The organism is Baekduia sp., assembly GCF_035685985.1.
Taxonomy (GTDB): Bacteria; Actinomycetota; Thermoleophilia; order Solirubrobacterales; family Solirubrobacteraceae; genus Baekduia.
The window spans coordinates 154964-168349 of record NZ_DASRZV010000035.1 but is presented as its reverse complement, the minus strand read 5'-3'; the positions used below and the strand labels follow the sequence as shown (position 1 = coordinate 168349).

The following is a 13386-nucleotide window of genomic DNA, read 5'->3' as shown; positions in this document are numbered from 1 at the left end:
CGCCCGCCGGGGTCGCCGCGGTCGTGCCGCGACGCGGGAGCGTTCGCGCCACGTACCGGTTCCCGCCGTTTGCTGCTGGACACCTTGGCCTCCAGCCGGCGTCGTCTTGGCCGAGCACAAGGTCATGTCCCGTTTCCTTCGGCTCGGCATCGCCGCGGTCTCCCTGTTCCTCATCGCCGTCGGCTCCGCCGCGGCGGCCGCCACGCCCACGACGGCGATCACGTCGGCCGGCGGTCCCCTGACGAGCATCTTCCTCGGCAACGAGCTGAGCTGCCAGGTCTCGCGCAGCGGCGCGATGCAGCTGTACCCGAACACGCAGTCGCCGGGCGACTGCGGCACGTTCGCGTTGTACGACAACACGCTGTACAAGCCGAACTTCGCCGGGCACGGCAGCACCGCGACGACGGCGGCCCTCGGCAGCGTCGGCACGCCGTCCGCGCCGGTCTCGCAGAGCGCGGTCTCCGGCTCGGGCACGAGCGCCGACCCCTACAAGGTGGTCACCGTCGTCACCGCGGGCAGCAAGCTCCGGCTCACGCAGACCGACTCCTACGTGACGGGCAACGACTACTGGACGACCAACGTCGCGGTGAAGAACCTCACGACGAGCGCGCTGAGCACGACGATCGAGCGCGCGATGGACTGCTACCTCGGTGGCTCCGACAAGGGCTACGGGTTCCTCGACGCCGCCAGCGGCGGAGCCGGCTGCTCCATGTCGGCCAACAACAACCCGGTCGGGCTGGTCGAGGCGCTGATCCCGGCCCCGGGCCACACGGTCCGCTACCTCCAGGCCAAGTACAGCGACATCTGGACCGCGATCGCCGGCAAGGGCACGCTGCCCAACACGTGCCAGTGCGGCACGCAGATCGACAACGGCGTCGCGGTGCAGTGGCCGCTGTCGCTGACCGCCCAGCAGACGCAGGTCGTGTCGTTCAACACGGTCTTCGACCCGGCCGGCAACATCCCCGCGCCGCCCCCGGGCCTGGTGCCGCCGTCGCCGACCTCGACCCCGACCGTCGACACCACCACCGCGCCGACCGTCGGCACGCCGGTCACCTCGACCCCGGGCACCTGGGACGACTCCGGCGCCACGGAGACCTACCAGTGGCAGCGCTGCACGACGACCGCGACGAGCTCCTGCACCGACATCCCGGGCGCGACGGACCCGAGCTACACGCCGACGAGCGACGACGTGGGGTCCTACCTGCGCCTCGTGCAGACCGCGACGAACACCGACGGCACCGCCGACGCCGCGTCGTCGGAGACCCCGGCCGTCGTGGCCCCGCCCGCGCCGGTCAACACCGCCGCGCCGACCACGGACACCGAGCCGGTCCGGGGCAGCGTCGTGCACGGCACGGCCGGCACGTGGACGTACGCGACCTCGACGTCGGTGCGTTGGCAGCGTTGCGCGACGACCAGCCCGTCGTCCTGCGTCGACATCGTCGGCGCCACGCATCTGAACTACACGCCGACCAGCGACGACGTCGGGTCCTACCTGCGCCTCGTCGAGACCGCGACCAACGCCAACGGCGACGCCGAGCGGGGCTCGGCGCTGACCGGCGCCGTGGCCGCTCTGCTTCCCGCCAACACGGCGGCGCCGGTCGCCGGCACGGCCGCGGTGCGCGGGACGGAGCTGCACGGCACGGCCGGCACGTGGACCGACGCGACCTCGACGTCGGTGCGTTGGCAGCGCTGTGCGACGACCAGCCCGTCGTCCTGCGTCGACATCGTCGGCGCCACGCACCTGGACTACACGCCGACCAGCGACGACGTGGGGTCCTACCTGCGCCTGGTCGAGACGGCGACCAACGCCGACGGTGACGCCGAGCGGGCGTCGGCGCTGACCGACGCCGTGGGCGCCCTGCTTCCCGCCAACACGGCGGCGCCGGTCGCCGGCACGGCCGCGGTGCGCGGGACGGAGCTGCACGGCACTGCCGGCGCCTGGACCGACGCGACCTCGACGTCGGTGCGTTGGCAGCGCTGTGCGACGACCAACCCGTCGTCCTGCGTCGACATCGCCGGCGCCACGCACCTGGACTACACGCCCACGGCCGATGACGTCGGGTCCCACCTGCGCCTCGTCGAGACCGCGACCAACGCCGACGGCGACGTCGAGCGGGGCTCGGCCCTCACGGGCGCCGTCGCCGGGCTGCCCCCGGTCAACACCGGCACGCCGTCGGTCTCGACGACCGGCCCGGCCCGCGAGGGCGCCACGGTGACCGGCGACATCAGCACCTGGACCGACGCCGGGACCTACACCTACCGGTGGCAGCGCTGCGCGACGACCGACCCGTCGTCCTGCGTCGACATCCCCAACGCGACGGGCACGAGCTACACGCCGACCGCCGCGGACGCCGGCAGCGCCGTGCGCTTCGTCGTCACGGCGACCAACACCTACGGGTCGACCACCGTGTACTCGCCGATCGGCGGCCACGTCCTGCCGGCGCCGCCGAAGGTGGTCGTCACGCCGGGCACGTCGCAGTCCGGCGGCTCCGGCGGTTCGCACGACGGCGGCGCGGGCACGGCCGGCGGCACGGGTGACGGCACGCTCGCCAACGTCCGGACCGCGGTCGGCCAGGCGCTGACCGCCAACCCCGGGACGTTCGCCGGCGCGACCTCGGTGCGCTTCTACTTCCAGCGTTGCCTGACCGACGACGAGTCGTCCTGCGTCGACATCCCGGGGGCGACCGGCACGAGCTACACGCCCACCGCCGGCGACGTCGGGTACCACCTGCGGATGGTCGCCGAGGCCTCCAACCCGGGCGGCACGGTGACGATCGCCACGGGCATGACGAAGGTCGTCGAGGTCGTGGCGACCCCGGCGCCCGCCGCCGTCGACGCGCCGGCCACGTCCGCGCCCGCGCCCGAGGCGGCCGCGCCGAGCACCGCCGCCCCGGCGATGTGCATCAGCCGCCGCTCGGTGACGCTGCACTGGCGCACGCCGCGCGGCCAGCGCGTCGTCTCCTACACGGTGACGCTCAACGGCGCCCGCTACGCGACGCTCCCGGGCAAGCGCGGCGGCGTCAACGTCCGGATGAACGGCCGGCCCAAGCAGCTCGTCGTCGTCCGCGTCACCGCCCGCACCGCCTCCGGCGCCCGCTACGCCACGACGCGCCGGTACCGCACCTGCGCCGGCAACCTGCGCGGCGCGCCGCTGAAGACGCTGAGCCTCTCGCGCGTCTCGGCGCACCGCTGAGCACGGGCCGTGTCGCCCGCCCGCTTCGGCGGTCGGGCGACGCGGCGGCAGGGCAGCGGGACCGACGAGGAGCGGCCACAGCTCCGGCAAGAGGGAGAAGGGATGTCATCCTCCGCGGCCATGCCCACCGACGATGGCTGGTTCGCCGTCCGCTGTGTGTTCCGCTCCGAGCGCCACGACGCGGAACGATCCGTCTACGAGGAGCGGATCACGCTCTGGCAGGCGGCCGACCTCGATGCGGCCATCGCGGTCGCGGCCGAGGAGGCGCAGGCCTACGCCGAGGACACCGAGAGCGAGTACGCGGGCCTCGCGCAGGCCTACGAGCTGTTCGACGAGCCCGGGAGCGGCGCCGAGATCTTCTCGCTGATGCGCGACAGCACGCTGGACGCCGACGCCTACCTGGATCGCTTCTTCGACACCGGTGCCGAGCGCCGGCGGCGCAGCTAGCTGCGTCGGCGCCCTTCTGCTCAGTGCTGGTCGGCGTCCCACACTCGATGGCGCAGCGCAAACCATCGTGTAGGTTCGGATCTGACGTGCCTCTGCTCGACACAGCGATGGTCGTATGCGATCTCGACGGCACGTTGTTGCGCTCCGATGCATCGCTCAGCCCGTTTGCTCGCGACGGCCTCAACCGGCTGATCGACGAGGGGATGCATCTGACGGTGGCCAGCGCCCGCAGCGTCCACGCCATGCGCGCGCTGCTGGACGGCGTGCGCATGAGGCTTCCGGTGATCGAGCTCAACGGCGCGCTGATCACCGAGATCGGCACGGGCGATCACGTCGTCGTACGGGCGCTGGAGTCCAGCGCCGCGTTCGCGGCGCTGTCCGTCCTCGACGCGCACGGAGCCGGACCGGTGCTGACCACGTGGGACGGCCGGCGAGACCGCGTGCACTTCACCACGACCACCAATGCCGCGAGCGAGTGGTTCGTCGCGGAGAAGCGTGCGTACGGCGACCCCCGCCTGGTGCTGACCGAGGATCTCGCCGCGGCCGTCGAGCACGAAGAGGTCGTGCTGGTGACCGGGTTCGTCGCCGACGCCGTCGCCGACGCCGTTCTCGCCCACTTGGTCGCCGACGTCGGCGACGTGGCGACGGTGACGTCCGCCCGCCACATCTACCGCACAGGTTGGACGGAGATCCAGATCCAACATGCGGATGCCGACAAGGGACAGGCCGTGACCGACCTGCTCGAGCTCACCGGCATGCAAAGCACCAAAGTGCTGGCCTGCGGAGACCACCTCAACGATCTGCCGATGTTCGCGGTAGCTCACGAGACCATCGTCCCCGCCAACGCGCATCAGGCGGCCATCGCGGCCGCCACCACGCTTGTGGCCTCAAACGACGACGACGGCGTCGTCCGCTGGCTCCTGGAACGCGCGCACTTGCGGTAAAGGGGCGCTCGTTTGTCCTTGAGGGCATCGACGACACCGGCAAGACCACGCCGCTCAACCCACTTGCTACCGCGCTCGGCCGGCGGTTCGCCGCCGTGCTGCTACGCAAACGCTCCCCGCGCGACGACGGCGAGAGCCTGACCGACCACGACTCCGAGGCCTGGACCCGCGAAGCCCCGATCGTCCGAACCACGGTCCCGAGCCCACCCGCCTCCTGACCCTCCGCCAACGAAGTCGGTAACGCTCGCTTCTCGCCCATGCGGCCGTCGCGACCGCGACCGGCTCACATCAGGGCCCCTGAATCGCCGGCAATCCTCCGCGAAGCAGTCACACATCCGGGATATGGGCACCGGTGCCGAAACGGAGCGCGATTTCACCGTCCGGCCGACCATCCCCGGAACACGAAACCCCCGCTCACGCAGGGGTTCCATTACCGAGTGGAGCTAGGGGACTCGAACCCCGACCTCCTGGGTGGGGTGCAGAAGAGCTGCGCCAAAAAAAGGATGCAACTTTGCAGGGAATGTCTAGTCGCTTCGAATGCCGGCACCGCCGCCGGAAGACGTGAAGTACGTCGGAATCAGCCGAGCATTCGATGAGCGGTGCAGCAAGCACCCCGTGGAACGGCGACCGAGCATCCGCAGGCTCAACCTGCCCCCGCTGGTGTTCCAGGAGGCACGGTCGGTCGAGGAGGCGCTGATCGCCCACTTCGGCACGACGGGTGAGCTGCCCAACAACCGCTTCGGCTCGCGTGGGCAGTTGGACAACATCGTCCACTCGATCGACCCGGATCGTCCCAGCTACTGTGTTCGGCTCGTGCTCGGTCAGATGATGCTCCTGGAGAACGGTTATGGCAGCTACGCCGCCGCCCACTACACCCGGAGCAAGGTGTGCGCTGGCGTCGGGGGTCCGCGATGAGCCCGCTACGCAAGCTCCGCGGCCGCCCGGCCGACGTCGGCCTGTACGAGGCGATCGGATCCTTGGACGGGATGACCCCCGGCCGACGGGTCGTGAAGGATCTGGAGGTCAAGCAGCTCGATGGTCGTGAGACGGCGGAGGGGCTCAGGCCGTTGGCAACGTTCGGCGACCTCGAGGTTTTGAGGCTCACCGACGTGCGCGACGCCGATCTGGCGCCGTTGGCCGAGTTGCATCCGGAGGTCCTCCGGCTCGAGCGTGTCCGAGGCGTGGACTTCGGCGTCCTGGGGAGGTTGCACCCTGGACTGCGGGCGCTGGACCTAGTCCTCGACGCCCCCCGCGACTGCGTGGTTCCGGCTCACCTGACGCTGCCCCCATCGCTCGAGATGCTCTTCATCTCCGGTCCGGGATCTGAGGACGACGACGGGCTGGTGGCGGCGCTCCTCGCCGCGATCGACTGGGCGGCGCTGTCCAGGCTCCCGGCGCTCGACGTGCGCGCAGACGGGATCGACGGCACAGCGATCGAGGCCGACCTCGGGTTCCTGCGCCTGCTGACAGAGCTCGAAAACCTGCAAATCACCGGTGTGATCCACGTCGGGCCCGGGCCGTCGCCGCTCGAGCCGCCGTTCAAAGGTCTCTCGCGCAAGCTGAAGCGGGTGATCGTCGGGGCCGCCGATCCGGAGGCGGCGCAGGCCGCGATGAAGCGCCACCTGGGACTTCCCGGTGAGCATCCGCCGATCGTCGCGCGGGAGCTGCGCACCGAGCCGGCTGACGTTGTGCCGCCCTGGACCATCGCCGCACCGGCACAGGACGACGGCACATGGACCACCTACGGGAGCCTGGTGGCGCACTTCGACCAGAGCACGGAGTACGACGCGTTGAACGCGGCGCGCCGCCGATTGCGTGCCGCCGATGCGGCGCTGCTATCCCGCTTGGACTTCGACCCGGAGGCCGGCGGCACCACGATCCTCGCCTCCAGCCGCGAGGATCTGCTCGCCGCCCTGACCACGCTCGGCATCGAGCCAAGCCAATAGCCCGTCGCCCACGTCTGCCTCGATCGAGCGGTCAAGGGGAACGGTGAGCAGCACGCGCACGAGACAGGGCCAACACCCGCCTGGTTCCGGGCGGAGGAACTGACGATCCGCAAAGCGCCTCGGCGGAAGTTGCACAACGCGAAGAGCACGCGACCAGCTACGGACGCCCGTCGTCCAGCCCACCAAACGGGCTCGGAATAGGGCGCCGATCTCCTAGGGCTCCGTATCCGCGCGTTATCGCGCACGGGCCATGGCTGACAGCGAACTCAACAGCACCTGTTGCTCCGTAGCCAGGCTCGAGTGCTGCAGACCTTGCAGGCCAAGCCCGACCAGACCACCAACGAGATCGCCGACGCCATCGGCGTGTCCCGCTCGACCGCCAGCAAGCAGCTCAACGCGCTCAAGCGCGACAACAAGGTCACCAGCACCCCCGGTCCGCGCGAAGGCGGCCGCCGCGCCCCCGACCGCTGGTCTCAGTCCACTACCGACCGCCTACGCCCCGGCCAGCTGGACCCCCTCGTCCTCGACTACGTCACCAAGCAGAAGGACCCCGTAGGCCCCGTAGGCCCCGTCGCCGTCGCCGTCGCCGTCGCCGTCGCCGTCGCCGTCGCCCGCGCCCTCGGCCGCGCCTCCGGCGCCGTAGCCAACTGCATGGCCCGCCTGACCAAGGCCCGCGCCCTCAAGCAGACCGACGACAAGCCCAAAGCGCCACAAGAAGGCCTAGGCGTTGACCCCGACGTATGCGCGTGCTGGTGGTCAAGACGCCGGCACGCACTCGCCGTCCCACAATCACATGTAGAAGGCGTAGCGTGAACCGACGGCGCCGTTAACAGGAACGTGACGCAAGATTGACCCGATCCGTCGAGCAGCCCCGATGGTGATGGGGTCATTTGCGGGAGCTTTATTCGGCCTCGTCCGAGCTTTTGGTCTCGGAATGCCGGCGATCAGCGGCGATTCCGGGGATCCAGGCACTGGCGGCGTTCTCGTGCCTGGGCTGAGGGGACACGTTTGCTGTGTCGCAGCTGGTCGTCGGTCCCTCCGCGGCGACGTTTGTCGGGTGCGCCCGGCGGCATCACGACGACCAAGGCGAACGGGCCCTCGTGGTCCACGACCTGGCTCCGTCGAGTGGTCAACGATCTCGGCCAAGACCGACCTGGGCCATCCGCCCATCGGTCCCCGGGCGTCCGAGACGTCTCGCGGTCCCGCGTTTGCGTCGTTCCGGGAGCCGGTGAAGGCGACTTGTAGCGTTCGCCTGGTCGCCGTCGGCGGCTCAGGGCCGGATGATCGCCAGCGTCGCGAGCATCGTCGCGAGGTGCTTGGACGGTCGCCGACGGCGAAGGCGTCGCCCTGGCAGACGGTGAGCGTGCGTCCGGGCGCGGATGACGCGGCCGCGGGCGCGGATGCCGCCGGTGCCGGGCGCGGGGGAGAGGAGGTTGACCTTCAGCTCGGCGGTCAGGATCTCGCATCCGGTCGGCGCGGCGGACGGCGCCGCATGGCCGCAGGCGGAGCCGACGACTGCGATCAGCGCGCCTGCGTGGATGTAGCCGTGCTGCTGGGGTCAGCGCGTCGTCGCCGGGCAGCCGGATCGCGCCGCCGCCGTGGGTGACCTTGTCGAGCGCGGCGCCGAGCGTGTCCATGACCTTCTGGCGGCCGAAGCTCTCCCGGACGCGGGCCTCGAAGGTCTCGGTCGTCGCGGGTCTACTTCGCGGCCTTCACGGGCGGCGGTGCGCAGCTGGCCGCGGGCTGGAAGGCGGTGCTGACCCAGCGGGATCCGGGCGTGCCGCCGGCCATCAGGTCGAGCAGCAGATCGGCGGCGACCTCGCCGACGCGGCGCGGCTGCCGGGTCACGAGCGCCATCGGGGGCTCGAGGTAGGACAGCAGCGGCAGGCCTTCGACGGCGACCATGGAGAAGTCGCCGGGGATCCGCGCTCCGAGCTCGCGGGCGGCGGCCAGCACGCCGGGGAAGATCTGGCCCGACCCCGAGATGATCGCCGTGGCGGGCGGCTCCGCGGTGAGCAGCTCGCGGGTGGCGGCGGCGCCGTGCGCTTCGGAGAACGGGCCCGCCTTGACGGTCAGCGCGACGCCGTGGGCCGAGCAGACCTCCTGCGCGGCGGCCGCCGCCTCGGCGCTGGGACGGAAGTTGTGCGGTGGGACGATCAGGCCGATGTGGCGGTGGCCCAGGCCGATCAGGTGGCGGACGGCCTCGCCGACCCCCGCGCGCTGATCGATCATCACCTGGCTGGCCGAGACGCCCGCGGGCAGGTCGCGGTCGATGACGACGATCGGCACACGCAGGCGCGAGAGGGCGGCCGCGGTCTCGGGGTCGCTCACGTCGGACGGCGAGACGATGAAGCCGTCGACCCGGCGCTGGTCGAGCAGGCGGATCTGGCTGACCTCGAACTCCGGGACGCCCTGGGAGTTGGACAACAACATGGAGTAGCCGTGGCGCTGCAGCACGAGCTCGGCGGTCAGCGCGATCTCGGACCAGAGGCTGCTCGTGATGTCCCGGACCACGATGCCGACCGTGTGCGTCTGGCCGTCGCGGATGCCCTCCCACAACAGGTTCTGCTCGTAGCCGAGCTGCTCGGCGGCGGCCTGCACGCGCCGCCGCATGGCGTCGCTGACGTCCGGGTGTCCGTTGAGCGCCCGCGAGGCGGACGAGAGCGCGACGCCGGCCGTCGCCGCGACCTCACGCAGGCTGGCCCGCCCGCCCGCCCGCTTGCCTCGCACTCCTTCGTCGCCTGGGGTTCCCATTTGAGCCGAGCATAACGAACACAGTTCCAGCTACCGAACTTCCCTTGACGTTGGACAGCTCGGTACGTAGGGTCCTGCTCTAGGAACTATGTTCCGGGACTAAGTTTGAACGTTCTGTCGCATACGAACCAATGCGGCGGCCACAGGGAGAGGAACCAGCGTGGACAAGCTGATCATCACGGTCACCGTCGACTCGTCGATGTCGTATCCGGGCAACAGGCTGATGCCGCCGATCGAGGACACCGCGGCGGTCGCGCAGCACTACATCGACGCCGTCCGGGCGGGCGCGAGCATCTGCCACCACCACGGCGTGCACCACCTCGAGACCGAGATGCAGCCGGACGGCAAACGCCTCTCGCGCATCGACCACGACGGTTGGCGGGACCTGACCGAGCGCATCCGCGCGACCGGCGACGACCCGCTGATCCAGTTCGGGATCGCCTCGGCGCGGCTGCCCGAGAAGGTCAAGCTCATGGAGCTGAAGCCGGACATGATGTCCTACGCCTTCAACGTCCACGACGAGTTCTTCCAGCCCGACCCGGCCTACCCGGCGGTCGAGATGTACGCCATCCATCCGCGCGACGAGCTGGAGGAGTTCACGCGCGCGGCGCTCGACCACGGCGTCAAGACCGAGGTCGAGTGCTTCTACACCGGCGCCTTCTGGAACCTGGAGTACATCCGCGAGCGCAGCCTCTTGGAGAACCCGGTCTGGGCCACGCTGTTCCTCGGATGGAAGGGCGGCGCGTGGACCCCGCCGACCCACGACGCCTTGTTGTACATGGTCCGCCACCTCCCCGAGAACGTGAACTGGAACCTCTCGGTCATGGACCCGGCGCACTGGAAGCTGCTGCCGCTGGCCATCGCCATGGGCGGCCACGTCCGCGTCGGCTGGGAGGACTACCCGTACCTGCCCGACGGCAGCCTGGCGCAGAGCAACGCCGAGCTGGTGCAGGTCGCCGTCGACGTCGCCCGCAGCGTCGGGCGCGAGATCGCGACCCCGGAAGAGGCTCGCGCGATCGCCGGCATCACGCGGTGAGCGCCACCGACGCCCCCACCGGCGAGCAGCTGCTCTCCGTCTACCGCACGATGCTCGTGAGCCGCGCGTTCGACGAGGAGTGCATGCGCCGCTTGGACCGCGGCGAGGTGGTTCCGCACTTCCACTCGGGCGTCGGGCAGGAGGCCTTGATGGTCGCCTCCGTCGCCCCGCTGCGGCCCGAGGACCAGATCATCTACACCCATCGCGGCTACGGCCACCTGCTGGCCAAGGGCGTCTCGGTCCTGGAGATCGCCCTCGACACCTACAACAAGACCGGCGGGACGACCGAAGGGCTGGGTGGGCTGATGCACGTCAACCGCCCGGACCTCGGGATCCCCGGCCGGGAGGGCGTGTTCGGCACGCGCTTCGGCGTCGCCGCCGGGCTGGCACTGGCCGAGCAGCTGCGTGGCACGGACGGTGTCTGCGTCTGCTTCTACGGCGAGGCGGCCGGCGCGCGCGGCCCGCTCTACGAGGCGCTCAACATGAGCAAGCTGTGGGAGCTGCCGGTCGTCTTCGTCGCCGAGAACAACGGCTGGTCGTTCACGTCGCGGACCGAATGGCTCTACCCCACGCGGCGGATGAGCGACGCCTGGACCGGCTTCGTCGACGTCGAGGTCGTCGACGGCAACGACCCCGAGGCGGTCTGGTCGGCGGTCACGAGCAGCGTCGAGCGGGTGCGCGCGCAGGGCGGCCCGGCCGTGGTCGAGGGCATGACCTATCGGTTGGACCCGCACATCTGGTGGGACGACGCGAGCTACCAGCCCGACGCGGAGATCGCGGCGTGGCGCGAGCGCGACCCCGTGCCCGCGACGCGCCGGCGCCTGACGGAGCTGGGCTTCGCGAGCGACCTGCTCGACGACCTCGAGACGTCCGCCCGCGCGGAGGTCGCCGACGCGTTCGAGCGCGCCGACGCCGCGCCGGAGGCCACCTGGGACACGGCCCGTGAACGGGGGATGGTGTGACCGAGCTGACGCAGACCGGTGCAGCGGTGAGCACGATGAAGGCGGCGCTGACCGAGGTGCTCGGACAGGAGCTCGCGCGGTCGTCCGACGTGCTCGTGCTCGGGGAGACCATCCGCGACGGCGGTGCCGCCGGCGTCGCGGCCGGGCTGTTCGAGCGCTTCGGCTCGCGGCAGGTGATCGAGACGCCGGTGTCCGAGAACGCGATCTTCGGGGCGGTCCTCGGCCTCGCGCTGTCGGGGTTCACGCCGATCGTGGAGATCTACTCGGCCGACTTCCTGCTGGCGGTGGCCAACGAGGTGGTCAACGACATTCCGAAGTGGCGCCAGCAGCAGGGCCGCGGCGGCGCGCTGCCGATCGTGATCCGCGGGTGCATGGGCGCCAACGGCGGCCTGGGCCCGGAGCACTCGCAGGCGATGGAGCCCTACCTGCACCACACGCCCGGCCTGACCGTCGTGACGCCCGGCACGCCCGCGGACGCCGCCGGGCTGCTGCGCAGCGCGATCGCCTCGCCGGACCCGGTGGTCTTCCTCGAGCACCGGCGGCTCTACGACGTCGCCGGGCCGGTCCCGACCGACCCGGGCCACCGCGTGCCGCTCGGCCGCGCCGAGCTCGTGGCCGAGGGGGACGACCTGACGGTCGTCGCCTGGGGCTGGATGCGCACCGAGGCCGTCCTCGCGGTCGAGGCGCTCGCGCGCGAGGACATCACCGCCGACCTGATCGACCCGCGCACGATCAGCCCGATCGACTGGGACCCGATCCTCGCGTCGGTCGAGCGGACGGGACGGCTGCTGGTCGCCGAGGAGACGCCGATCACCGGCAGCGTCGGGGCCGAGATCGTCGCGCGCGTCGTCGAGCGGTCGAGTCGTCCGGTGCAGGTGGCGCGCGTGGCGATGCCCGACGCGATCCACCCCTACTCCGCGGCGATGGAGCGCGAGCTCCTGCCGACCGCGGAGGACGTCGCGCGGGCGGCGCGGCAACTGGTCACGCGGCGGTGGGAGGCCGCCGCGACGAAGGCTGGGCAGGAAACCAACGAAGGAGGAAGTGCGTGTTGAGTGGGAAGCGTGGTGGCGATCTCGATCGCCGGCAGTTCCTGCAGGTCGCCGGGGCCGGCGCTCTGGGCCTCGGCCTGTTCGGCGCCGTTGGATGTGGCGACTCCGGCAGCGAGGCCGCGTCGGGCGGTGGCGGTGGCGGGTCCTACAAGGGCGAGATCTCGGCGAGCCTGTACAAGGAGGTGCCCGACAACGTCGTCTTCATGGTGGCGTTGAAGCAGGGGTACTTCAAGGACAGCTCGCTGAACCTCGACCCGGTGTCCTACAAGCGCGGCTCGGACGCCATCCGCGGCGTCGCGAAGTCGGGCATGGGCTCGTCCTCGGCGCTGTCGGGCATCCTCGCCTACGCCGAGGGGCTGACCGACCTGAGGATCGTGGGCACCAACCTGGCCGCCACGACCAACGTGTTCCTCACGCCGGCCAAGTCGTCGATCAGGACGCCGGCCGACCTGAAGGGCAAGAAGCTGGGCGTGAGCGCGCCGACCACGTCGGTCCAGCTCACCGCGCTGGCCATGCTGGAGAGCGTCGGGCTGACCGACAAGGACGTCAAGCTCATCGACGTCAAGGGCGGGCCGGAGTCGATCGTCGCGATGCAGAACGGCCTCGTCGACGCGGGCTGGTCGTCGCCGCCGATGTCGGTGGAGCTGGTCCAGAAGGGCGAGTTCCGGCTGCTCTACGAGGGCGCGTCGCACCCGCCGCAGCTGGTCAACACCGCGCTGTTCTCCACCAAGTCGATGCTCGATCGCAACGGCGACGCGGTCAAGCGCTGGATCGAGGCCATCGCCAAGGCCCACGCCTTCCTGAAGGCGGACCCCGCCGCGGCGGGCCGCATCTACGCGGGCGTGACCGGCGTGGACGAGGCGGTCGCGACGGCGACGATCGAGCGCTACGCGCCGCAGTTCAAGATCGGCGTGGACCGCGCGCTGTTCGACTCGCAGATCGCGGCGGCCAAGCAGCTCGGCACGCTGACCAAGGAGGTCCGCTACGAGGACCTCGTCTTCGACGAGTACGCGCGGGCGGCCGGCAGTGCCTGAAGGCGGCGTCAGCTTCGAGAA

At 71.0% G+C, this 13386-nt stretch carries 11 protein-coding genes; 10 read left to right on the top strand and 1 reads right to left on the bottom strand.

Annotation, left to right across the window (positions count from 1 at the left end):
- Positions 1-124: 124 nt before the first annotated feature.
- The 6 genes from VFG42_RS24105 to VFG42_RS24080 all read left to right on the top strand — a co-directional run bounded on the left by VFG42_RS24105 (position 125) and on the right by VFG42_RS24080 (position 7343).
- Positions 125-3193, top strand: coding sequence for a hypothetical protein (locus tag VFG42_RS24105; protein WP_324911387.1), 3069 nt, complete (start codon positions 125-127; stop codon positions 3191-3193).
- 120 nt (positions 3194-3313) lie between these two features.
- Entirely contained in the window at positions 3314-3640 is a 327-nt protein-coding gene (locus VFG42_RS24100; RefSeq protein WP_324911386.1) for a hypothetical protein, read from the top strand.
- An 86-nt stretch (positions 3641-3726) separates the two neighbouring features.
- Entirely contained in the window at positions 3727-4584 is an 858-nt protein-coding gene (locus VFG42_RS24095) for an HAD hydrolase family protein (RefSeq protein WP_324911385.1), read from the top strand.
- A 537-nt stretch (positions 4585-5121) separates the two neighbouring features.
- Positions 5122-5499 carry a hypothetical protein gene (locus tag VFG42_RS24090; protein ID WP_324911384.1) on the top strand — a complete coding sequence of 126 codons (378 nt, stop codon included), beginning with the start codon at positions 5122-5124 and terminating at the stop codon, positions 5497-5499.
- Complete coding sequence (locus VFG42_RS24085) at positions 5496-6530, top strand: hypothetical protein (protein WP_324911383.1); 1035 nt, start codon at positions 5496-5498, stop codon at positions 6528-6530. Before VFG42_RS24090 ends, VFG42_RS24085 begins: the two co-directional genes overlap by 4 nt.
- A gap of 279 nt (positions 6531-6809) precedes the next feature.
- On the top strand, positions 6810-7343 hold the full coding sequence (locus VFG42_RS24080; protein ID WP_324911382.1) for a winged helix-turn-helix domain-containing protein: 534 nt from the start codon (positions 6810-6812) through the stop codon (positions 7341-7343).
- A gap of 885 nt (positions 7344-8228) precedes the next feature.
- Here the strand turns inward: VFG42_RS24080 and VFG42_RS24075 are convergent.
- Positions 8229-9260 (bottom strand): LacI family DNA-binding transcriptional regulator, encoded by a 1032-nt coding sequence (locus tag VFG42_RS24075; RefSeq protein ID WP_324911381.1) that lies wholly within the window; start codon positions 9258-9260, stop codon positions 8229-8231.
- 184 nt (positions 9261-9444) lie between these two features.
- On the opposite strand from VFG42_RS24075, the gene VFG42_RS24070 reads away from it, so the two are divergent.
- The 4 genes from VFG42_RS24070 to VFG42_RS24055 are packed head-to-tail and all read left to right on the top strand — an operon-like array spanning position 9445 to position 13365.
- Positions 9445-10320, top strand: a complete 876-nt coding sequence (locus VFG42_RS24070) for a 3-keto-5-aminohexanoate cleavage protein (protein WP_324911380.1) — start codon at positions 9445-9447, stop codon at positions 10318-10320.
- Positions 10317-11282, top strand: a complete 966-nt coding sequence (locus tag VFG42_RS24065) for a thiamine pyrophosphate-dependent dehydrogenase E1 component subunit alpha (RefSeq protein WP_324911379.1) — start codon at positions 10317-10319, stop codon at positions 11280-11282. Before VFG42_RS24070 ends, VFG42_RS24065 begins: the two co-directional genes overlap by 4 nt.
- Positions 11279-12334, top strand: coding sequence for an alpha-ketoacid dehydrogenase subunit beta (locus VFG42_RS24060; protein WP_324911378.1), 1056 nt, complete (start codon positions 11279-11281; stop codon positions 12332-12334). The genes VFG42_RS24065 and VFG42_RS24060 overlap by 4 nt, the downstream gene beginning before the upstream one ends.
- Positions 12328-13365 (top strand): ABC transporter substrate-binding protein, encoded by a 1038-nt coding sequence (locus tag VFG42_RS24055; RefSeq protein ID WP_324911377.1) that lies wholly within the window; start codon positions 12328-12330, stop codon positions 13363-13365. Before VFG42_RS24060 ends, VFG42_RS24055 begins: the two co-directional genes overlap by 7 nt.
- Positions 13366-13386: the final 21 nt, after the last annotated feature.